Annotated in this window: 20 protein-coding genes; 12 read left to right on the forward strand and 8 right to left on the reverse strand. The window is 65.1% G+C overall.

The annotated features are described in order from the left end of the window. Positions 1 to 30 precede the first annotated feature (30 nt). The gene (locus tag B047_RS16210) at positions 31 to 1122 is read left to right on the forward strand and encodes a lipocalin family protein (RefSeq protein WP_018465654.1); all 1092 of its coding nucleotides are present in this window, start codon (positions 31 to 33) and stop codon (positions 1120 to 1122) included. On the opposite strand, the gene B047_RS18185 is transcribed toward B047_RS16210, so the two are convergent. From B047_RS18185 to B047_RS0103960, 4 genes are all read right to left on the reverse strand, one after another. Next, the gene (locus B047_RS18185; protein WP_084784935.1) at positions 1098 to 2348 is read right to left on the reverse strand and encodes an isoprenylcysteine carboxyl methyltransferase family protein; all 1251 of its coding nucleotides are present in this window, start codon (positions 2346 to 2348) and stop codon (positions 1098 to 1100) included. The genes B047_RS16210 and B047_RS18185 overlap by 25 nt on opposite strands. Next, entirely contained in the window at positions 2348 to 2953 is a 606-nt protein-coding gene (locus tag B047_RS16220) for a 3-oxoacyl-[acyl-carrier-protein] synthase III C-terminal domain-containing protein (protein WP_245533693.1), read from the reverse strand. Before B047_RS16220 ends, B047_RS18185 begins: the two co-directional genes overlap by 1 nt. 293 nt (positions 2954 to 3246) lie before the next feature. Next, complete coding sequence (locus B047_RS0103955; protein WP_018465657.1) at positions 3247 to 4644, reverse strand: phosphoglucomutase/phosphomannomutase family protein; 1398 nt, start codon at positions 4642 to 4644, stop codon at positions 3247 to 3249. Between the two features lie 12 nt (positions 4645 to 4656). Further along, positions 4657 to 4908 (reverse strand): hypothetical protein, encoded by a 252-nt coding sequence (locus B047_RS0103960; RefSeq protein ID WP_157205803.1) that lies wholly within the window; start codon positions 4906 to 4908, stop codon positions 4657 to 4659. Between the two features lie 184 nt (positions 4909 to 5092). On the opposite strand from B047_RS0103960, the gene B047_RS0103965 reads away from it, so the two are divergent. Next, positions 5093 to 7237 carry an ATP-dependent helicase gene (locus B047_RS0103965; protein WP_018465659.1) on the forward strand — a complete coding sequence of 715 codons (2145 nt, stop codon included), beginning with the start codon at positions 5093 to 5095 and terminating at the stop codon, positions 7235 to 7237. Between the two features lie 151 nt (positions 7238 to 7388). Further along, a complete protein-coding gene (locus B047_RS0103970; RefSeq protein WP_018465660.1) occupies positions 7389 to 8120 on the forward strand; it encodes a hypothetical protein in 732 nt (243 codons plus the stop codon). On the opposite strand, the gene B047_RS17160 is transcribed toward B047_RS0103970, so the two are convergent. Continuing rightward, the gene (locus B047_RS17160; RefSeq protein ID WP_018465661.1) at positions 8113 to 8610 is read right to left on the reverse strand and encodes a hypothetical protein; all 498 of its coding nucleotides are present in this window, start codon (positions 8608 to 8610) and stop codon (positions 8113 to 8115) included. The genes B047_RS0103970 and B047_RS17160 overlap by 8 nt on opposite strands. 80 nt (positions 8611 to 8690) lie before the next feature. Here B047_RS17160 and B047_RS0103980 point away from each other — a divergent pair, with 80 nt between their 5' ends. Next, positions 8691 to 9035 (forward strand): DUF4342 domain-containing protein, encoded by a 345-nt coding sequence (locus tag B047_RS0103980; RefSeq protein ID WP_018465662.1) that lies wholly within the window; start codon positions 8691 to 8693, stop codon positions 9033 to 9035. Between the two features lie 48 nt (positions 9036 to 9083). On the opposite strand, the gene B047_RS0103985 is transcribed toward B047_RS0103980, so the two are convergent. Next, a complete protein-coding gene (locus B047_RS0103985) occupies positions 9084 to 10415 on the reverse strand; it encodes a cytochrome P450 (protein WP_018465663.1) in 1332 nt (443 codons plus the stop codon). A gap of 110 nt (positions 10416 to 10525) precedes the next feature. Here B047_RS0103985 and B047_RS0103990 point away from each other — a divergent pair, with 110 nt between their 5' ends. The 8 genes from B047_RS0103990 (at position 10526) to B047_RS0104025 (ending at position 20117) form a co-directional block, all read left to right on the forward strand. Continuing rightward, a complete protein-coding gene (locus tag B047_RS0103990; RefSeq protein ID WP_018465664.1) occupies positions 10526 to 12034 on the forward strand; it encodes a carboxypeptidase M32 in 1509 nt (502 codons plus the stop codon). A 32-nt stretch (positions 12035 to 12066) separates the two neighbouring features. Next, positions 12067 to 12804 carry a molybdenum cofactor guanylyltransferase gene (gene mobA, locus B047_RS16230; RefSeq protein WP_018465665.1) on the forward strand — a complete coding sequence of 246 codons (738 nt, stop codon included), beginning with the start codon at positions 12067 to 12069 and terminating at the stop codon, positions 12802 to 12804. 43 nt (positions 12805 to 12847) lie between these two features. Continuing rightward, entirely contained in the window at positions 12848 to 13390 is a 543-nt protein-coding gene (locus tag B047_RS0104000) for a hypothetical protein (protein WP_026234560.1), read from the forward strand. Positions 13391 to 13674: 284 nt separating this feature from the next. Further along, positions 13675 to 16239 carry an ATP-dependent chaperone ClpB gene (gene clpB / locus B047_RS0104005; protein WP_018465667.1) on the forward strand — a complete coding sequence of 855 codons (2565 nt, stop codon included), beginning with the start codon at positions 13675 to 13677 and terminating at the stop codon, positions 16237 to 16239. An 86-nt stretch (positions 16240 to 16325) separates the two neighbouring features. Then, a complete protein-coding gene (locus B047_RS0104010) occupies positions 16326 to 17480 on the forward strand; it encodes a VLRF1 family aeRF1-type release factor (RefSeq protein WP_026234561.1) in 1155 nt (384 codons plus the stop codon). A 118-nt stretch (positions 17481 to 17598) separates the two neighbouring features. Further along, on the forward strand, positions 17599 to 18018 hold the full coding sequence (locus tag B047_RS0104015; RefSeq protein ID WP_026234562.1) for an Hsp20/alpha crystallin family protein: 420 nt from the start codon (positions 17599 to 17601) through the stop codon (positions 18016 to 18018). Positions 18019 to 18096: 78 nt separating this feature from the next. Next, the gene (locus B047_RS0104020) at positions 18097 to 18723 is read left to right on the forward strand and encodes a rhomboid family intramembrane serine protease (RefSeq protein ID WP_018465670.1); all 627 of its coding nucleotides are present in this window, start codon (positions 18097 to 18099) and stop codon (positions 18721 to 18723) included. A 122-nt stretch (positions 18724 to 18845) separates the two neighbouring features. Further along, complete coding sequence (locus B047_RS0104025) at positions 18846 to 20117, forward strand: NAD(P)/FAD-dependent oxidoreductase (RefSeq protein ID WP_040779307.1); 1272 nt, start codon at positions 18846 to 18848, stop codon at positions 20115 to 20117. A gap of 34 nt (positions 20118 to 20151) precedes the next feature. Here the strand turns inward: B047_RS0104025 and lpxA are convergent, their stop codons facing one another. Both lpxA and fabZ read right to left on the reverse strand, forming a co-directional pair. Continuing rightward, a complete protein-coding gene (gene lpxA / locus B047_RS0104030) occupies positions 20152 to 20940 on the reverse strand; it encodes an acyl-ACP--UDP-N-acetylglucosamine O-acyltransferase (protein ID WP_018465672.1) in 789 nt (262 codons plus the stop codon). 6 nt (positions 20941 to 20946) lie between these two features. Continuing rightward, complete coding sequence (gene fabZ / locus B047_RS0104035) at positions 20947 to 21375, reverse strand: 3-hydroxyacyl-ACP dehydratase FabZ (RefSeq protein ID WP_018465673.1); 429 nt, start codon at positions 21373 to 21375, stop codon at positions 20947 to 20949. Positions 21376 to 21381: the final 6 nt, after the last annotated feature.

Raw genomic sequence — 21381 nt, forward strand, 5'->3', positions numbered from 1 at the left:
CCGATACCCGCTCTTCGCTACCATAGCCCTATGAAGCCATTGTGGCTCAGTCTCGTGCTGTTGCTGGCTGCCTGTATGCCGGCCTTGCAGGAGGTAGATCCCACCCGCGCACCGCAAGCCGACAACTGGGGCCCCAATCCCTCGCCGGTGGAGTGGTGGTACGTCTCAGCCTACCTGCCCGAGGCGGGAATTGCCTTCCACTGGGCCATCTTCAAGGGGTACTTTACCCCCCGCATAGGACCGGCCTTTCTCGGCCTGCTTTACCCCGGCCCCTTCCATGCCTCACACCTGGCCGTCACCGATCTGCGGGAGGACCGTAAGTTCTTCGACGAGCGCTTCGACTTTCGCCAGGATGCTCCCCGGGGCGATGCCATCATCGAATTTCCGCCCCTGCGTATCGAGCAGGGGGACTGGAAGCTGATCCAGGAGGGGGCCAGCTACCACCTCATGGCCGGGCCCCTCGACCTGCGGCTCACCCCCAGGAAGCCTGCCGTGGTGCATCCGCCGGGGTACTCGGGCACCGAGGAGGTGGGGCGCATGTACTACGTCTCCTACACCCGCCTTGCCCTCGAGGGCCGCATCCACGGGCGCGAGGTGTGGGGTGAGGCCTGGATGGACCACCAGTGGGGCGGGCAGCTTTCGGGACGAGAGGCTTTGTGGGACTGGTTCGGTCTGCACCTCTCCGACGGTAGCGACCTCATGCTCTACCGGGTCAAGAAGCCGCCGCGCCCTGGGCAGGCCGACGGTGAGGTGGTGCAGCTGGCGGGGAGCCGCACCGACCCCCAGGGCCGGATCGCAGAGCTGAGGGACCTGCGCATGACCCCGCTGGGGCGCTGGACCTCGCCCAGTGGGCGCAGCTACGTCCTTTCCTGGAAGGTTGAGGCCGAGGGACTGCAACTCGAGCTCGCCCCAGTGCGCCAAGACCAAGAACTCCTCACCGCCTCCACCAGGGTGGCCTACTGGGAGGGGCCAGTGCTGGGCAGGGGAAGCTGGCAGGGGCAGCCCATCGAGGCCAGGGGCATGGGGGAGTTCGTGGCGGGTACGTACTCCCCCACCACCGCGGGCCTGGTAGACCCCACTTCTGGGGCGCTTGGGGTTCAGCCCCGCAGGCCGGAGCCGTAAAGACCGGCTCGGGTGCGGGCTTGGATCAGCAGGGTCTCGAGCTTGCCCGCTTTGCGCAGGCGCTGGATCAGCTCCTCGAGCACCTTCAGCTCGCTCGAGTCGCCAAACTGCTCCTGGTGGTCACGGGTCATGTACCACAGTGTCTGGGCCTCTGCGCCGGGAATCAGCCCTCCGGTGCGGATGTCCCATTGGATGAAATACCCCTGCACCAGCGCGCGGGCCACGTTGTCCTTGATGACATACTCGATGTTTCCGGCATGGCCCATCCTCGGCAGCAGCCCCTGGGCCAGGGCTTCGGTAAGCTCGAGCCCCGCCGTGATGGGCCGTAACTCCCGTAGGGCCTGTTTGACCAGGCGGTGATGGTGTTCTAGGAGCCCCTGAAGCCACAGGCTGTCGGGGTCGGTGGTCGGCTGCCGGGGTTGTTGAAGGCGTGGTGCTGGGGCTGGAGCCGAAAGGGGGGCTTTGGCAGTAGCTACCGGGGCTACGGGATTGGGGGCTGGGGGAGGTGGCGTGTCGGCGGGCTGGGGTTTGGGTGCGCGCCTCTGTGTGAAGGCTTTGATGCTCGCCTCGATCAGCCGGCGCACGCTGGTTACCGCATGGTGAACCAACCCCGGCAGGGGGGTGCGGTAGAGGCCGATCAGCAGGCGGTCGGCCAGGGCCGAGCCGGGGAAGGGGCGAGAGAGGTCGTGGAGGGTGGGGTTGGCGCTGCTCTTGTAGCGGCGGTTTTGCTCCATCAGCCGCTCCTCGAGCGGAATGCGCACCCCCAGCAGCAGGATGGCGTTGAAGAGCGTGGCCAGCACGGCGGTGACCCAGGCGTTGAAGATCAGGGGCAGCGTGAGCAGTTCCAGGGCCACCGCCACGTAGTTAGGATGGCGCAGGTAGCGGAAGGGGCCGGTCTCGATGGCGGGGGCCCCGGGCATAAGGACGATGCGGGTGTTCCAGTAGCGCCCCAGGGTGTAGATGGACCAGTAGCGCAGGTACTGCGCGGCCAGGAACAGCAAGAGCCACAGGGGCCACAGCGGGCTCAGGTTCTGGCGCGTGCCGCCTTCGAACAGCACCCCCAGCAACCACGCGCCGTGCAGCAGGAAGAAGTAGGGGTAGTGCTCCTGCCCGTACTCGCCCCCGCCCCGCTCGAGGGCCCAGTGCAGGTTGCGATAGGCCAGCCCCAACTCGAGGAGTCGCTGGATTAACACGACCCCCACAGCAAAAAGCACCAGCGTGAGCATCACCAACGCAATACTACACCCTCCGTGGCGAAGCCCGGACCCAGGGCCAGCAGCACCCCCGTCACCTTGCCCTCGACCTTCCCCAGCAGCCGCTCGAGCACGAAGAGCACCGTCAGGCTTGACATATTGCCGTACTCACGCAGCGTGCTTCGGGAGGCTTCGTAGCTGCGATCGTCGATGGGCAGGGCCTGGCGGTAAGCGCTCAGAACCTTGCGACCTCCGGGGTGGAGCACCCACACACCCACGTCCTGGGCCTTCAGGCCGTGGCTTGCTAAGCCATCCTTAATCAAAGCACCCAGCTTGTCCGTGATCAGTTGGGGAATGCTCTGGGCGAAGCGCACCTGCAAGCCCGACTCGACCACCTCCCAGCCCATTACCTCGTAGGATTCGGGCAGCAGTCTCGAGAATCCCCCCACTACCTCGGGACCCTCGCCGCTGCCCAGCACCACCGCTGCGGCTCCGTCGGCAAAGAGGCTGGTGGCGACCAGGTTGGCCCTGGAGAGGTCACCCCGGACGAACGTCAGGCTGCACAGTTCCACCGCCACCATCAGCACGCAATCTTTTGGGTAGAGCCGGGCCAACTCAGCGGCCCTGGCCCAATACACGTAATACCGGATTCAAAAAGATAATCACCCAAACCAAAGACCTTCAGAGGCTATCTTTTTGAATCCTAGAGCACTCCCTTCGGTCGACCGCCCCGCCTTGGCGGGGCGGCGTTCCCATTCGGGAACGAACTGATCGAATCTGGTATAAGCAGGTAGAAACCGAAGGCCGTCGCTGGCGCACCTACACCCCTAGATACGCGGGGGCAGTGGCTCCGAATGCGGGCTTATCGCAGTACGATCTGCTGGGCGATGGAGCGGGTGCGCAGGTCCCAAAGAAGCGGCTGATCCTCGGTTCAAGCCTCGACCAGCTTTTTGGCTTCGGCCAGAATGCTTTTTACGGCCTGTTCGCTCTGGGCCTCGCAGTAAACCCTGAGCACCGGCTCGGTGCCCGAGGCTCTATAAAGCAGCCAACCCCCGTCTTCGAAGAGCCACTTCACCCCGTCGAGGCCCTCTGTGCCCACCACCTTTTGCCCTGCGATGGGCTGGGGGCTGGCGACCTTCTCCATCACGGCGCGGATGTGGTCCATGCTGGGCAGGTGTAAGTCCAGGCGGTCGTAGTTGTGCTTGAAGCCCACCTCGGCCTCGATCTCGGCGAACTGTTCGCCCAGGCTCTTGCCGCTCTTCACCACGGCCTCGAGCAAGAGCAGCGCGTTGAAGATCCCGTCGCGCTCGGGCAGGTGAATGTCCACCCCGATGCCGCCGGACTCCTCCCCGCCGATGAGCACGCCGCCCTTGAGCATCTCGTCGGTGATGTACTTGAAGCCAATGGGGGTGGTTAGGAGCTCGGTCCCCAGCTTTTTCGCCAGCAACTCGACCACGCGCGAGACCGAGAAGGTCTTGACCACCCGCCCGCTCAGGCCCCGCCGCTGGACGAGGTGTTTGAGCAACACCACGAAGATCTGGTGGCTGTTGAAGTGGATCCCTCCCGCCAGCACGGCCCCGATACGGTCGGCGTCGCCATCGGTGACGGCGGCGAAGGTGGTGCCCTCCTCGGCTTTGAGCACGGTCATGACGGTGAACTGGTTGGCGGGGATGGGCTCGGGGTTGACCCCGTAGAACATGGGGTCGGGGACTTCGTGCAGGCCGCGCACCTCGAGCTTGAGCCCGGCGTGCTTGGCGAAGCCCGAAATCCAGCCGCCCCCAGCTCCGCCCATGCTGTCGTGGTAGAGCACGCCTTCGTAGCTGCGCAAGGCCTCGATGTCCAGCAGGCTCATCAGGTGGTCGTAGTAGGGCTTGCGCACGTCGAAGCGCTCGATCTTGTGCCGGGAGGGGTCGAAGGGCTTTGCTTCGGCGCCCAGCTTCTTCTCCACCTCGGCGATCAGGGCGGGCACCGCTGCTCCGCCGTAGCTGCCCTTGATCTTGAAGCCCAGGTACTCCGGGGGGTTGTGGCTGGCGGTGATCATCACCCCGCCATCGGCTTGCAGATGCTTGACGGCGAAGGAGAGCACCGGAGAGGGCACGTAGCTCTTGGAGAGCAGTACCTCGAGCCCGTTGGCTGCCAACACCTGCGCGGCTCGCTCGGCGAATTTAGCCGCCAGGAAGCGGGTGTCGTGGCCTACTACCACCCGCTTCGCGCCTTGGGAATTCAGGTGATCCGCATACGCCTGGGCCACCTTCGCTACGTTGTCGAAGGTGTAATCCGCGCCGATAACCCCGCGCCATCCGTCGGTGCCGAACTTGATAGCTGCCATACCTGGGACATTCTAAGGCTGCGTGGTGACTACTGGCGCTTGGGCACCCAGGTCGTCGATGATCGACGCTTTAGGCTTGATGTCGAGGGTGAAGTTGTCGTAGTTGTAGAGTGCGCCGGATTCGCAGTAAAGCTGGGCCTCGAGCGGGGCGATGGTCGGGTCCAGGCTCTTTGCGGCTTTGACGTTGAGTACCGCGTTGAGGGCTTCTCCCTCGAAGGTGGCGCTCAGGCCATGGGGCAGGGAAGCGCCTGCTTGGGTGCGCACTGAGCAGATCACGGGGGCTGTGAACAGAGCCATTGAGCTTACGGTCAGCCGGAAGATGAAGAGGTTGCGGCCGCGCCAGCAGAGCCGGAGTTCTTTTTCATGGGTTCGGTCTACCCTTGGGTCGGGTGCCCACCGCTACCTTACCTTTGAGGGCCGGGGCAGGTGATAGACTTCGGGGGCTGTTATGGATTTGCTTTCCTCGCTCAACGAAGCCCAGCAACAGGCGGTGTTGCACTTTGAGGGCCCAGCACTGGTGGTAGCCGGGGCCGGCTCGGGCAAGACCCGCACGGTGGTGCACCGCATCGCCTACTTATTGCGCGAGCGCCGGGTCTATCCGGGCGAAATCCTGGCGGTGACCTTTACCAACAAGGCCGCCGGGGAGATGAAGGAGCGCCTGGAGAAGATGGTGGGCAGCCTGGCTGGCGACCTGTGGGTCTCGACCTTTCACTCCGCTGCCCTGCGCGTTTTACGGGTATACGGCGAGTGGGTGGGGCTCAAGCCGGGCTTTGTGGTCTATGACGACGACGACCAGGGCACTTTGCTCAAGGAGATCCTCAAGGATCTGGGCATCGAGGCCAGGCCGGGGCAGTTTCGGGCGGTGCTCGACCGCATCAAGAACCGCCTGGGCGGGGTGGGTGAGTTTTTGCGTGAGGCCCCCGACTTCGTAGCGGGCGTGCCCAAGGAGCAGGCCGCCGAGGTCTTCCACCTTTACCAGAAAGCCCTGCGTGGCCAGGGAGCCGTGGACTTCAACGACCTGCTGCTGCTGGCCATCCAGCTCTTCGAGGAACACCCCGAAGTCCTGGCCAAGGTGCGTCAGCGCGCGCGCTTCATCCACGTCGATGAGTACCAGGATACCAACCCCGTGCAGTACAGGCTGACCCGGCTGCTGGCGGGGGAGAAGCCCAACCTGGTGGTGGTGGGTGACCCCGATCAGTCGATTTACGGCTTCCGAAATGCCGATATCAACAACATTTTGAGCTTCACCAAGGACTACCCCGGCGCCAAGGTCTTCCGCCTCGAGGCCAACTACCGCTCCACTGCGGCCATCCTCAAAGTCGCCAACGCGATCATCGAGAAGAACACCGCGCGGCTGGAGAAGAGCTTGCGCCCGGTGAAGGGCGGCGGGGAGAAGGTCAAGCTCTTCCGGGCTCCCAACGCCCGCGAGGAGGCGGCCTTCGTGGCTCGCGAGATCGCCAAGCGTGGCAACTTCGGTCAGATCGCGGTACTCTACCGCACCAACGCCCAGTCGCGGGTGCTGGAGGAGCACCTGCGCCGCGCGGGCATCCCGGCCAGGTTGGTGGGGGCGGTGGGCTTCTACGAGCGTCGGGAGGTGAAGGACCTGTTGGCTTATGCCCGCGTGGCCGTCAACCCCCTCGATACCCTCTCGCTGCGCCGCATCGTCAACACCCCTCCGCGCGGCATCGGGGCCAGCACGATGGGCAAGCTGCTGGAGTATGCCCAGAAGCAGGGGATTTCGGCCCTGGAAGCCTTCCGCCACGCTCAGCAGGTCATCAGCCGACCCCAGCAGGTCGAGGCTTTCGTCCGGTTGGTGGACGACCTGATCGAGGCTGCCTACGACACCGGCCCCCGCGAGTTCCTCAAGCGGGTGCTCGAGGACACCGGCTACCTCGAGGCCCTGCGCTCCGAATCCGACGGCGAGGAGCGCATCGCCAACGTGGAGGAGTTGCTGCGCGCGGCGGGCGACTGGGAGGAGGAGGTGGGGGGTACCCTGGCCGACTTCCTCGACACCATTGCCCTCACCGCCTCGGCGGAGGAGCCGGCCAAGCGCGTACAGGACGGCAAGCTCGCGGGCCCCGAGGCCGGGGGAGATGAGGTCACGCTCATGACGTTGCACAACGCTAAGGGCCTGGAGTTCCCCGTGGTGTTTCTGGTAGGGGTCGAGGAGAATCTGCTCCCGCACCGCAACAGCCTCTCCCGGCTGGAGGACCTCGAAGAGGAGCGCCGCTTGTTCTATGTGGGCATCACCCGCGCCCAGGAGACGCTCTATCTGAGTTATGCCGAGGAGCGCGAGGTTTACGGCAAGCGCGAGTACACCCGCGAGAGCCGCTTCTTAGCCGACGTGCCCCCGGAGCTGCTCGAGGAGGTCTCGGCCTTTGGCAGCGCGGGCGCGGCGGTGGTGATCCGCCCGGCCAAAGCGGAGGAGAAGCAGCCTCTGGGCGTGTTCAAGGGCGGGGAGAAGGTCCGGCACCCCCGCTTTGGCCAGGGAACGGTGGTCGCGGCGCTGGGGGCTGAGGTCACCGTGCATTTCCCCGGCGTTGGATTAAAGAAATTGGCCCTTCAGTTCGCGGGGCTCGAGCGTATAGACTGAGTCGATGGTTTTCCCGGCTCGGCACGCGGGGGCTTGTACGAGGGTTGAACCACGAATGTGATTGTGCTATTGGCCTTCTGCGGTATTTCCTTCGCCGGCGGGCTCGATTTCGGCTAGGCAGGATAGGGGCAAAGGGATACACTAGCCTTTCGTGAAGCCCCTGGTCGTCCTGCATCAGCGCTCGAGCCAGCTTCTCTCGCCCTTGCTCACGGCTACGGTGGGCCACAAGCTGCCCCTGCACGTCTACGCGGCAGAGGTGGGCAGCGGTCTGGTGGCGGCCTTGGCCGGGCTGGTCCCGCTGGGCTTCGCCGGGGCGGTGCTGGAGGACCCTCAGGCCCGCATCGATGCCCTGAAGCTGGTAGGGGCGCTCGAGCCCGAGGCCCGTGAGGCTGCGCGGGTAGACCTGGTGGTGCCCGAGGGAACCCGGCTGCGCGGCTACTACCTCGAGGCCATGGCGCTGGCCAACCTGCTCCACCGTTACGCCTTCGGCGACCGGCTGCTATGGCTGGGGCCGCTGCGCCCCGAACTCACCGCCGGGTTGCGCAGCGTAGCGCGGGTTTCGCTGGTGGCCCCCAGCTTTCCCGAAGGCGATGTCTTCATGGCCCGCATCCCCTCGCCCCAGCGGGGTGACGTGGTGGTGGGCCTCGAGCGGGCCGAAGCCCTCGCCCGCCACTGCGACCTGCTCCTCTATACCGGCGGGCCGTTGCCGCTGGAGATGCTCCAGCCCTACCACACTTTGCTGGCTTTGCAGAGCGTGCCCAGGGAGGCCCACCGCCTCATCGGCCAGTACATCGGCCCCCAGGAACTCCAGCGCTTTCACCTCTCGGTGATCCTCGAGGCGCTGGGCTTCGCCCTGCCGCCGGAAGCCTTCGCGGTCAGTTGAAAGTTCCGTAGGGGGGTTGCCCAAAGCGCTGCAGCAGCCTGGGGCTGATCTCGAGCTGGGGGTTCTTGCGCTGTACGGCCTCGAGGATGGCCTGGACCACTTCCCGTGCGTTGCCCAGGTAGCGCAAGTTGACAGCCGCCAGTGGAAGCTTGTCGCCGACGCGGGCCAGCACCAGATAGCGGTTGCCCCCTAGGTCGCGGCTCAGGTCGGCTAGGTTGGGCTGGGCGAGGTCGGTGTGTTGGGCCCCTAACAGCCTGCGCTGGATGAGCCGCTCGGAGGTGACCTCCACCCGATCGAAAAAGAGCAGCTCGAGGCCCATCCGCAGCAAGTAGAACACCATTCCCACTACGACGACCGAAGCTGCCCAGAGGGGATCAACCCCTTGCCAGTACCCTGCGACGAGGCTCCAGAACAGAAAAAGGGCGCAGAACAGATAACTCACTCCCACCAGATAAGCCGTGGGTGCCTTGCGGCTGCGAACGCTTTTCATCGCCCTTGAGTCTATCGTGTCGGGGGTGGGCGTGAGGGAATACCGATCGATGGGTACACTGAAGCATAGGAGGTGCATCCATGGCAGGGAATCCACAGGGGCCCAAAGGCAAGACCTGGGTCGAGGAGATCGAGATTTCGGGCGGCCAACTCGTCGATAAGGTGCGCGAACTCGTGCAAGAGGGCAACGCCCGCCGGGTAACCGTGTGCAAGGAGAACGGGGAGGAGATCTTCTCGGTGCCCCTGACGGTGGGGGTGCTGGTGGGCGGCGTGGTGACGGTGGCCCTGCCCGTGCTGGCGGCGCTGGGCGTGATTGCCGGGATCGTCACCCGCGTGCGGCTGAAGATCGAGCGCGAAGAGGGGGCCACCACCGAGATCAGGGAGGAACCCATCGCCGAAGTCAAACCTGAGGACAAGCCCCTCTGAGAGTGCCCTCCACGAGGGCAGGACCACCGGCGTCCACGCCCGGCTCCTTCAGCGCCGCTCGAGCCGCATCCACAGGCCCCCTTTAGGGCGGATTGTGACCAGGGGCGCGATTTTGACGGGCTTCGCTTCGGCGGGGCGCAGGCGGTAGCGCTGGGCGAGGGTTGCCAGGATCAGCTGGCCTTCGACCAAGGCGAAGGTGTTGCCGATACACAGGCGGGGGCCGCCGCCGAAGGGGATGTAGGCGTAGCGCGGGGGGCGGGCGCCCTCGAGGAAGCGCTCGGGGCGGAAGCTTTCGGGCTCGGGCCAGACCTCAGCCTGACGGTGGGTGATGTAGGGGCTCAGGACCAGCAGGGAGCCCCTGGGGATAGGGTAGCCGCCGATGGTATCGGGCCCGATGGCGCGACGGGTGATGAGCCAGGCGGGGGGGTAGAGGCGAAGGGCCTCCTCGAAGACGGCGCGGGTATAGGGGAGGCGGGGGAGGTCGTCGATGGTGGGGGTGCGGCCTCCTAGGACCTGAGCGAGCTCGGCGTGCAGCGTGGCCTCGGCCTGGGGATGCTGGGCCAGGAGGTGCCAGGTCCAGGTGAGGGCGCTGGCGACGGTTTCGTGCCCGGCGATGATGACGGTGATGAGCTCGTCGCGCAGTTGGCGCAGCGTCATGGGCTGGCCGTCGTCGTCGCGGGCCTCGAGCAGCATGGAGAGCAGGTCGTCGTGGGGCTGGCCCCGGGCCCGGCGCTCCTCGATGAGGCGGTAAACGGCCCGGTCCAGCACCCCCAGGGCTTGCCGGAAGCGGCGGTTGCGCGCCGTGGGCAGCCAGGCCGGGGGGCCGAAGGGGTTCTGGGCCTTGTGGATCACGTAGTCGAGGGCGGTGAGCGTGGCCTCGACCATGCGCTTGGCGGCGGCCGAGAAGTCGCTGGAGAAAAGGGTGAGCCCCACGACCTCCAGGGTCATCTCCATCATCGCGTGGTCGACGTCGATTGCCTCGCTTTCCCGGGCCTTCCAGCCCTCCAGCATCCGCACCGCGGCAGTGGTCATGGCCTCACCGAAGCCCGCGATGCGCTGGCGGTGAAAGGCAGGCTGGGCCATGCGTCGCTGGCGCAGCCAGAACTCGCCGTCGCTGGTGAGGAGGCCCTGGCCGGTTACCAGGGCCAGGTTGGCGAACTGTAGCGTGCGCTTGGAGTAGTTCCTGGCGTTGTCCTGCAGCACGTGCTTGACGGCGTCGGGCTGGGCGATGCTGAAAACAGCTAAGCCTGGCACGGGGATCCGCACGAAGGGGCCGTAGCGCTGGGTGAGCTCGAGCAGGAACTCGAGGGGGCCTTGTTGGAGCTCACGCAGGCGGGGCAGGAGTTCGCGGAGGGTTGGACCGGGCACGGTTTGGCGCATCCGTCCCGGATGATAACGCATTCTGCTGGGTTGCAATCCGCCGCTTTCGCGCTCATCAACTCGAATTGGGTCATAGTCTTTGAAGTTCAGCCCTCCATATCATGAGCGGCATGACTGCGCGAGAAGCCTACGAGTGGCTCCAGAGCCACAGCAAGGAATCGGCTTACCTGGGAGCTTTCGGAGCCCTGGCTAATTGGGATCAGGCCACCTACACCCCCCGTAAGGGGCACCCGCACCGGGCCAGGATGCAAGGCACCCTGGCCAAGCTGCTGCACCAGCGGGCCACCGACCCCCGCATCGGCGAGATGCTGGCGGTGGTAGAGGGTTCTGAGTTGGTGGCCGATCCCAGCTCGGTCGAGGCGGTCAACGTGCGCGAGTGGCGACGCAGCTTCGAGCAGCAGATTAAAATCCCCGAGCGACTTGCGGTAGAGCTGGCCCAGGCCACCGCCGAGGGGCAGGCGGTGTGGGAAGAGGCCCGGCCCAAAAATGACTGGGAGGGGTTCAAGCCCATTTTGAAGCGCATCTTCGCGCTTACCCGCGAGGTGGCCGATGCCCTGGGCTACGAAAAGGAGCGCTACGACGCCCTGCTCGACCAGTACGAGCCGGGGGCTACTGCGGCCCAGCTCGAGCCCGTGTTCAAGCGCTTGCGCGAGGCCACGGTCGATCTGCTGCGCCGCCTGGAGCAGGCTCCGCGCAAGCCCGATGCCTCCATCCTCCACCGCCATTTTCCCCGCACAGCTCAGGAAGCTTTCGCCAAGGAGGTCATCGCCAGGCTAGGTTTCGATCTCGAGGCCGGTCGGCTCGATCCGGTAGCCCACCCCTTCATGATGGGCATCGGCCCCGGTGACGTGCGCCTGACCACGCGCTACTTCGAGGACTACTTCAACCCGGCCTTCTTCGGCACCATCCACGAGATGGGGCACGGCCTCTATGGCCAGGGCCTGCTGGCCGAACACTACGGTACGCCCATGGGCAGCGAAATCTCGCTGGGTATCCACGAGTCGCAAAGCCGCACTTGGGAGAACCTGGTGGGCCGCAGTCTGGGGTTCTGGCGCTGCTTCTGGCCCCTGGCTCAGCAGCACTTTGAGGCTTTGCGCGATGTGCGGCTGGAGGACTTCCACTTCGCCATCAACCAGGTTCAGCCCAGTCTGATCCGCGTCGAGGCCGATGAGGTGACCTACAACCTGCACATCATGATCCGCTTCGAGCTCGAGTTGGCCCTGCTGCGTGGCGAACTCTCGCTGGACGACGCCCCCGAAGCTTGGGATCAGAAGTACCGCGAGTACCTGGGCATCAGTTCGCCCACCCTGGCCGACGGGGTGATGCAGGACGTGCACTGGTCGGCGGGCCTGATCGGCTACTTCCCCACCTACAGCCTGGGTAACCTCTACGCCGCTCAGTTCTTCCAGCAGGCCGAGAAGGAACTCGGGGCGCTCGAGCCCCAGTTCGGGCGGGGCGACTTCGCCCCCTTCTTGGAGTGGACCCGCCGCAAGATCCACCACCAGGGCAGTCGCTACTGGCCGCGCGAGCTGCTAAAGAACGTGACCGGCGAAGACCTAAACCCCGAGTACCTCATCCGTTACCTCCACGGCAAGTTCAGAAGCCTGTACGGGGTTTGACGTCCGACCTTCGGCCAAATATTGTGGCTGCCGTGGAAGCCATTGTGCTGGCAGGGGGACGCCCCGACGATCCGCTGGCGAAGCGTTTTGACGTACCCAGCAAGTGTTTCGTGCCCTTTGGGGGGCGTCCGCTGGTCGAGCGCGTGTTAGAGGCCCTGGCGGCTTCCGGCCTCACCACGTTGGTGGTGGGGCCAGAGCAGCCCCTCGAGCCCGCCCCCAGGCTCCAACTGCCCGACCGGGGAGGCATGCTGGAGAACCTCGAGGCCGCGCTCGAGGTTGCGCACTCGGACAAGGTCCTGGTCGCTTCGGGCGACATGCCCTTCCTGAGCGCCGAGGCCATCCGCTACATCCTGGGGCAGGCTCCCAAGGCCGGGCTGGTCTATTGTGTGGTGCGCAAGGAGGAGATCGAGCGCTCCTTCCCTGGCATGCGCCGCACTTACGCCCGGCTCAAAGAGGGCAGCTTCACCGGCGGCAACGTGATCCTGCTCGACAAGCAGCTCTTCAGCTCGGCGCTGGGGCTGGCCCGCAAGGTGGTGGCTTTGCGCAAAAATCCCCTTGCCTTGGCCCAGATGGTCGGTTGGGGTGTGCTCTTCAAACTGCTGCTGGGCCGACTCAGTATCCCGGAACTCGAGGCCAGGGTCTCGCGCTTGTTGGGCATGCCTGCACGGGCTCTGGTGGTGCCCTTTGCCGGGGTGGGTGTGGACATCGACAAGGAAGAGGACCTGGTGTGGCTGGAGCGGGGCGCAGTGCAAAGGGGTCAGGGCCTGTAGGGGTGTGGGCCGGGGCCGCTCGGGGTATTCTAGGGAAGACGACATGCGAACGGTTCGAGAGCTACGCCTTGCTGGTTTGATCGCCTACCTCGCCGCCCTCATCGCCGGAATTCTGGCTTCCGGTTTGGTTCACCTGGCCTTCGGACGAAGGGGGGCCTTCGGCTGGGATGGCCTGAACTTCTTCGGCCTGCTCGAGGGCCTCTGTTTCTTGCTGGTCTTCACCATCTCGCTGTGGGTGTTCAAGCGGGCGGTGCGGGTGACCACCACCACCCTGCTCTCGGCGGGGCTTTTCGTGCCTACTTCGGCTAAGGCCCTCGCCAGGCCCATCCCCGTGCTGGATGGGCTGGGCACCGACTCGCTGGAGACCCAATTCGCCGTCATCCGCGAGGGTGGGGTGCCCATCGGGGTGATCGGCCTCGAGGACTCTCTGGTTCCGTGGGAAGAAGCGCCCGTTGTGGGTGGCGACATCGCCGCCAACGACCTCTCGGTGATGTTCCGCAAGTACCCGGTGGTCATCGTGGCCGACGGTGACACCATCCACGGGGCCATCCGCCGCGAGGCTTACTTCAAGTACCTCGGCGCCTGAGGGGAATCCAGCCGGATTAGCTCGAGGCCCTCCCCAGGGCGTGGAGAATGCGGCCATAGTTTGGGCCAGCCGCGCCTCGCGAGCGCAAGGGGGTTCGGGTTCAACGAATACCGCCTACGCCTGCAGCGTAAGTGTGACGGCGAAGGCTTTGGTTGGCTTGTACGGGGCGAGCTAATTCCCTCCAATCCCACCACCTCCAGCCTATATCGAGTTATTTCGCTCATTAGACTTGACAATATTACGCTCAAGTATCATGATAGAACTACTGCGATGGAGGGGTTGGCATGAATTTGGAGAAGTGGACCGAACAGGCGCGCCAGGCTCTGGCCCAGAGCCAGGTGCTGGCGCGGGAGATGAGCCACTCGCAGATCGACGTGCCCCACCTGGCGGCGGTGCTGCTGCGGGACTCGGCGGGGCTGCCGGCGAAGATCGTGGGCAAGGCCGGACTCAGCCCGGATGCTGTGTACAAGGCCGCCCAGACCGAGCTGGGCAGGCTGCCGCGCATCAGCGGGGCCGAGGCGGGGCAATACCTCTCGAGCAAGCTGAACGGCCTGCTTGGGCGGGCCGAGGCCCTAGCCGCCGAACTCAAAGATAGCTATGTGGCGGTAGATACCCTGCTGCTGGCGCTGGCCGAGACCGGCTTCGCAGGCCTCGAGGCCGCCAGGGTCAAAGCGGCCATGCTCGAGGCCAGAGGGGGGAGAAAAGTGAACTCAGAACACGCCGAAGGAACCTACAACGCACTCGAGCAGTACGGCATCGACCTGACCAAGCAGGCCGAGCAAGGCAAGCTCGACCCGGTGATCGGGCGCGACGAGGAGATCCGGCGCACCATCCAAATCCTGCTGCGCCGCACCAAGAACAACCCCGTGCTCATCGGTGATCCGGGGGTGGGGAAGACGGCTATCGTCGAGGGATTGGCCCAGCGCATCGTCAAGGGCGACGTGCCGGAGGGGCTCAAGGGCAAGCGCATCGTCAGCTTGCAGATGGGCTCGCTGCTGGCGGGGGCCAAGTACCGCGGTGAGTTTGAGGAGCGGCTCAAGGCCGTGATCCAGGAGGCCACCCAGAGCGCCGGAGAGGTCATCCTGTTCATCGACGAGCTGCACACCATCGTGGGCGCGGGCAAGGCCGAGGGCGCGGTGGACGCGGGTAACATGCTCAAACCCGCGCTGGCGCGGGGTGAGTTGCACATGATCGGGGCGACCACCCTCGACGAGTACCGCGAGATCGAGAAGGATGCTGCCCTCGAGCGCCGCTTCCAGCCGGTGTTCGTCGATGAGCCCGGCCTCGAGGAGACCGTGAGCATCCTGCGCGGTATCAAGGAGAAGTACGAGGTGCACCACGGGGTGCGCATCACCGACTCCGCCCTCATCGCCGCCGCTCAGCTCTCGCACCGCTACATCACCGACCGTCGCCTGCCCGACAAGGCCATCGACCTTGTGGACGAGGCCGCCGCCCGGCTGCGCATGGCGCTGGAGTCAAGCCCCGAGGCCCTCGACTCGCTCGACCGCAAGAAGCTGCAGCTCGAGATCGAGCGCGAGGCGCTGAAGAAGGAGACCGACCCCGAGTCGCGTATACGGCTCGCCGACATCGAGCGCGAGATCGCCGAGCTGAGCGAGGAGATCGCCAAGCAGCGCGCGCAGTGGGAGGCCGAGCGCGAAGTGATGAACCGGCTGCGCGCGGCCCAGCAGAAGCTCGACGAGGTGCGCACCCGCATCGAGCAGGCCGAGCGGGCTTATGACCTCAACAAGGCCGCCGAGCTGCGCTACGGCGAGCTGCCGCGGTTGGAGGCCGAGGTGCAGCAGCTCTCGCAACAGATGCAGAGCGCGAAGTTTGCCCGCCCCGAGGTCTCGGAGGAGGACATCGCCGAGATCGTGGCCCGCTGGACCGGCATCCCCGTGAGCAAACTGCTCGAGGGCGAGCGCGAGAAGCTCTTGCGCCTGGAGGACGAGCTGCACCAGCGGGTAGTGGGCCAGGACGAAGCCATCCTTGCCGTGGCCGACGCCATCCGCCGGGCCAGGGCCGGGCTTAGCGACCCTAAACGGCCCATCGGCTCGTTCTTGTTCTTAGGACCTACCGGCGTGGGCAAGACCGAGCTGGCCAAGACCCTCGCGGCCACCCTCTTCGACACCGAGGAGGCCATGGTGCGCATCGACATGACCGAGTACATGGAGAAGCACTCGGTCTCGAGGCTGGTGGGGGCCCCGCCCGGCTACGTGGGCTACGAGGAGGGCGGTCAGCTCACCGAGGCCATCCGCCGCCGCCCCTACGCCGTCATCCTCTTCGATGAGGTAGAGAAGGCTCACCCCGACGTGTTCAACATCCTGCTGCAAATCCTCGACGATGGGCGCCTGACCGACGGGCAAGGCCATACGGTGGACTTCCGCAACACCGTCATCATCCTCACCTCCAACCTCGGCTCGTCGCTGATCCTCGAGGGCATTCAGTCGGGTCTGAGCTACGAAGGCATCCGCGAGCGGGTCATGGGCGTGCTGCGGCAGAGCTTCCGCCCCGAGTTCCTCAACCGCCTCGACGAGATCGTAGTCTTCCGCCCGCTCTCGCGCGAGCAGATCGCTCAGATCGTGGAAATCCAGCTCAAGAACCTGCGCGCGCGCCTGGCCGAGAAGCGCATCAGCCTCGAGCTCTCCCCCGAAGCCCTGGCCTTCCTGGCCGAGCGCGGCTACGATCCGGTGTTCGGCGCGCGTCCCTTGAAGCGGGTCATCCAGCGCGAGCTCGAGACCCCGCTCTCGCGCAAGATCCTCTCGGGCGAAGTGGGCGAGGGGGCCAACGTGTGGGTTGACGTCGGGCCGCTGGGCCTGACCTTTGAGCTCAAGAAGGCTGTTCAGGCTTGAAGGGGTACACTGAGGGCACACAAGGCCAGACGCGAGATGCGATGCACCAGCAGATCGCAGGAGGGTGCGAACTTGAGGAGGCCTGCATGCTCAACCGGGAGAACATTCGCCGCATTCACCAGCAGATCGCCGTGAAACCCGCCCCCATACTCTCGCTCTACCTTGACATCAATCCGGCCAACCCCAGCAACTCGGGCAAGGCCTATGTGACCAGGGCCAGGGAAGCCATGAAGGCTCTGGGGGTGCCTGAAAAGGTGCTCGAGCGGGCTCTGAGCGCGATGGAGAGGCTACCGGAAGGGCGTCTGCGGGTGGTTTTTGCCGGGGAAGACTGGGTGGAGGCTTATGACCTCCAGACCGAGCTGCCCCTGCCGGATGGGGTCGAGCTCCGTTGGGGCGAACCTTACCTGACCCCCTTGATCTACGCCCTCGACGAGTACGAGCGCTACGCGGTGGTGTTGGTAGACCGGGAAAAATGGCGGCTCTTCGAGTTGCACATGGGGCGGGTGGAGGAGCTCGAGGGGGCCTTTCGAGCAGTCGCTGCCAACGAATGGCGCGACCTGGGAGAGGATGCTACGGCAGCCGGAGGGCGCAGCGCTGGTCCCGGAGCCGTTGGGTATGTGGGCCGGGCCTCGGGGGGCAGTGGCAAGGATCACTTCAATGAGCGCATGAGCGAGTGGACCGAGCGCTTTTACCGGGAGATGGCCCAGAGGCTGGCTGAGGTCATGAAGGCCAGAGGGATCGGACGGCTCATCCTGATGGGGCCAGACCCCGACACCAAGAACTTCGCCGCCCACCTGCCCGACGGCCTCCCCGAACCCTACATCCTGCCCTCCATGCCGCACTCTAGGGTCGGCCCAGGGGAGATTCTCAAGGCCCTCGAGCAGCAGTTGCCTCCGCTCGAGCGCGCTCGCGAGGAAAAGCTGCTCGACGCCATTCGTGAGCGGGGCATCTGGGGCTTACAGGGGGTGCTGGAGGCTTTGCAAGAAGGACGCTTGCATCTGCTGGTGGTGCCCTGGGGTCTGGAGGTGAGGGTGTTTCGCTGCGCCTCGGGCAGGGTGGAACTCACCCGCGAGGCCGCCGAAGCTTATTGCCCTGGGGAGCGCTTGGAGGAAGTTTCCTTGAAGGAGATCCTGCCTGCCCTGGCCCAGGCCTACAACGTGCGGCTGGAGATCGTTCGCGGCGAAGCTGAGGCCCGCCTGCGTGAGGAATTGGGCGGCTTGGCGGCCCTCGTTCGTTGGTGAGAGCCCGCTTCGTTTCAAGGTCGGGAGACTATCCCGGCCTTAACTTTTATAACTCGCGATGATTAATAAACTTGACAATATAGTACTCAAGTTTTATTATTCAAACAGGAGGTAAATGATGGTACGCTTCGATCCCTTCAGAGAAATCGAGGAGCTTCAAGAACGCCTGTTCCGCAACTTCGGCCTGACCCGCCCCGAGAACGGTAACCGCACCTATGCCCCCCTGGTTGACGTCATGGACGATGCCCAGGGCCTGCACTTCGCCATCTACCTGCCCGGCGTCGATCCCAACAACGTCGAGCTGACCGCCGAGAACAACACCCTCAGCGTCAAGGCCGAGCGGCCCTTCAACCGGCCCGAGGGGGTGCAGCAGTACCGCCTCGAGGGGGCCTACGGCACCTTCGCCCGCAGCTTCACCATCCCCAACACCTACGACCTCTCCAAGGTGAGCGCCAACTTCAAGCACGGCGTGCTCTACGTAGACATCCCCAAGGCCGAAGCTGCTCAGCCCCGCAAGATTAACGTGCTGGTGGACTGAGCCTCGAGCCTTCAATCCCGGCGACTTCTGCCGGGATTTTTTGTTTTTGCTCCGCACGTGAGCCTGTAAACTTGGCCCATGTTCCCCCTTTACGACATCAACCGCCCGCGCCGCCGTGCGGTCTTGGTGCCTGCCCTGGTCGTTGCCAACCTGCTGGCCTTCGTGTGGGAGTGGGTACTCAACGATCCCGGGGCCGTCATCTACACCTACGGCTTCATTCCTGCTAACTTTTTCGCCGACCCCCTGGCCGAGTGGCCCACCCTTTTTACCAGCATGTTCCTGCACGGCGGAATTGGGCACCTGGTGGGGAACATGTGGTTCTTGTGGGTCTTTGGGGATAACGTCGAGGATCGCCTGGGGCATGGGGGATTCCTGCTGTTCTACCTGCTGGGGGGGGTAGGAGCGGCCCTGACCCAGGGCCTCGTTTCCTATGGCAGCGATGCGCCCATGATCGGGGCTTCGGGGGCGATTTCTGCGGTGCTCGGGGCCTACATCGTGCTCTATCCCGGCGCGCTGATCGTGAGCCTGCTGGGCTTTTTCCCCATCCTCATTCCAGCCGTGATCTACCTGGGGCTATGGTTCTTGCTGCAACTGCTCCAGTCCTTCGGTGGGGTTCCGGGGGTCGCTTTCTGGGCCCACATCGGCGGCTTTATCGTGGGCGTGCTGCTGATTCGGGCGATGGCTCCTGCTCGCTGGCGGCGCTGAGGGGAGTTGTTGTGAATTGTGTCACAGAACCCCTCATCATCTTGTGAAAAGAAGTACATTTGTCCTTGAGGGGACCAATGTCCCCAGAACCCGGGGAAGGCCACGAAGAAGGGGGAGGCCAGATGGCCGAGAAACACGTAGTTGTATTGGGCGCTGGATTCGCGGGTCTCAACGCCGTGCGGGAGCTTTCGCGCGAGCCCTCGGTGCGGGTGACGCTGGTAGACCGCAACAACTACCACCTTTTTCAGCCCCTGCTCTATCAGGTGGCTTCGGCAGGCCTCGAGGCCCCCCAGATTGCTTTCCCGATTCGGGCTTTCCTGCGACGGCACAAGAACGCCCGCTTCTTGCTGGGAAGTGCCGAGGGGATCGATCCCAAGGCCAGGGTGCTGATGGTCGAGGGCCGGCCGGTGCCCTACGACTACCTGATCGTGGGGTTGGGCACGAAGACCAACGACTTCGGCCTGCCGGGCGTGGCGCAATATGGTTACGCCATGAAGACCCTCGACGATGCCATGCGCATTCGGGATCGTCTGATCTCGGCTGGCGAGGAGGCCAGCCGCACCACAGACCCACACCGCCGTAGGGCCCTTTTGACCATGGTGATCGTGGGAGGCGGACCGACCGGCGTGGAGCTGGCCGGGGCGCTGGGCGAAGTGCGCCGCCACGTGATCCCCCGGGATTTCCCCGGCGTGGATCTGCGTGAGGTGCGGGTCATCCTCATCGAAACCGGCAGCCGGCTACTCGATGCTTTCGCGCCCTCCTCAGCCCGCTATGCCCAGCGCTTCCTCGAGCGGCTGGGCGTGGAGGTATGGCTTGGTGAGCGGGTGGTGGAGATTCGGCCCGATGGGGTCAGGTTGGAGAGCGGCAAGTTCATACCCACCTTTACCGCCATCTGGACTGCCGGGGTAACCGGGCAGGGGATACCCGGCTTGCAGGTCGTGCGGGGCAACCGCGTCGCCACTACCCCTGAACTCTACGTGCCTGAGCACCCCGAGATCTACGTGGCGGGTGACATGAACTTCCTAGAGTACAAAGATGGTCGCCCTCACCCGCAAGTAGCCCCCACGGCCATGCAACAAGGCCGCCTGGCCGCGCAGAACATCCTGCGTGAACTGCGTGGAGAGGAGAAGAGGGCTTTCCGCTATTTCGACAAGGGAAACATGGCGACGCTGGGCCGCAATGCCGCGGTTGCCGAGATTAAGGGACTGCGCCTGAACGGCTTCCCGGCTTGGGCCGCCTGGTTGGGGGTGCATCTTTACTACCTGGTCGGTTTCCGCAACCGCCTGATGGTGCTGGGCAACTGGGCCTACAGCTACTTCACCTACGACTACGCCGTGCGGGTCATGCACCACCGCCACGAGTTCCCGGTGGCGGGGGAGAGGGTGAGTGCTTGAGGAGGCCGGCCTCCGAACACCGACGCCGCGGGCCCTACCCCTCCCACTCCGCCATGTGCTGCACGAAGCGGGCGATGCCGCGTTTGCTGGGGCTGGCGAGGAAAGCGCGAAGCTCGAGCACCTCTGGGGTTTCGGGAAGATCCTCGGGGAGGGGGTCGCCGGCGCGCAGGGCGCGAAAAGCCCGCTCGAGGGCCTTGTAGCGCTCTCCATTCACGCCGCTGCGCCGCAGGCCCACCGTGTTGAGCCGGTAGTGGATGGCCGGAACCTCGGTGGCTAGGGTGAAGGGTAGGATGTCCTTGCGGGCGCCCGCCATGCCCCCGAGCATCGCGCCAGCCCCGATGCGCACGAACTGGTGTACCGCTGCACCGCCACCGAGCACCGCACCCCGGCCCACGCTGACGTGACCGGCCAGCATGACGTTGTTGGTTAGGATCACCCCATCGCCAATCTGGCAGTCGTGAGCCACGTGGCTGTAGGCCATCAGGTAGCAGCCCGCGCCGATACGGGTAGGGCGGTCCTCGCGGGTTGAGCGGTGCAGGGTGACCCCTTCGCGCAGGATGGTGCGTGCGCCGACCTCGAGCCAGCTTTCCTGCCCCTTGAAGCTCAGATCCTGGGGTTCGCCACCTAGCACCGCGTGGGCACCCACCTCGACCCCTTCGCCCAGGCGCACGTAGGGCAGGATGACCGCATGTGGCGCAATCCGAACCCCGTCGCCAATTTCGCAGGGTCCCTCGATAACCGCGTAGGGGCCGATTTCGACCCGGCCAAGCAACCGGGCTTTGGGTGAGACAACCGCCGTGGGGTGAATGAGGGTTTGGGTCATAACGGCTCAGCCCTCGTTGCGCAACACGAAGGTCAGGGTGGCCTCGGCCCGAACTTCACCCTCCACTTTGGCCTCGACCCTGACCTTGCCCAGGCCCCGGCGGTACTGCAAAAGCTCGCCCTCGAGGATCAGGCTGTCGCCGGGCGTTACCGGTTTGCGGAAGCGTGCCTCCTCGACCCCGACCAGAAATACCAGGCCTCCGGGCTTGAACTCCGGCTGCTTGGTGACCACCGCCACCGAAGCCTGGGCCATGGCCTCGAGGATCAGCACCCCCGGCATGATGGGGTAGCCGGGGAAGTGACCCTGGAAATGGGGCTCGTTGAAGCTCACGTTCTTGAGGGCCCTGAAGCGCTTTTCGTCGGCCTCGAGCACGCGGTCGATGAGCAAGAAGGGGTAGCGATGGGGCAGGAACTGCAGAATTTGCGTGATATCCATAGACAG

The sequence above is a fragment of the Calidithermus timidus DSM 17022 genome (assembly GCF_000373205.1).
GTDB classification, from domain to species: domain Bacteria; phylum Deinococcota; class Deinococci; order Deinococcales; family Thermaceae; genus Calidithermus; species Calidithermus timidus.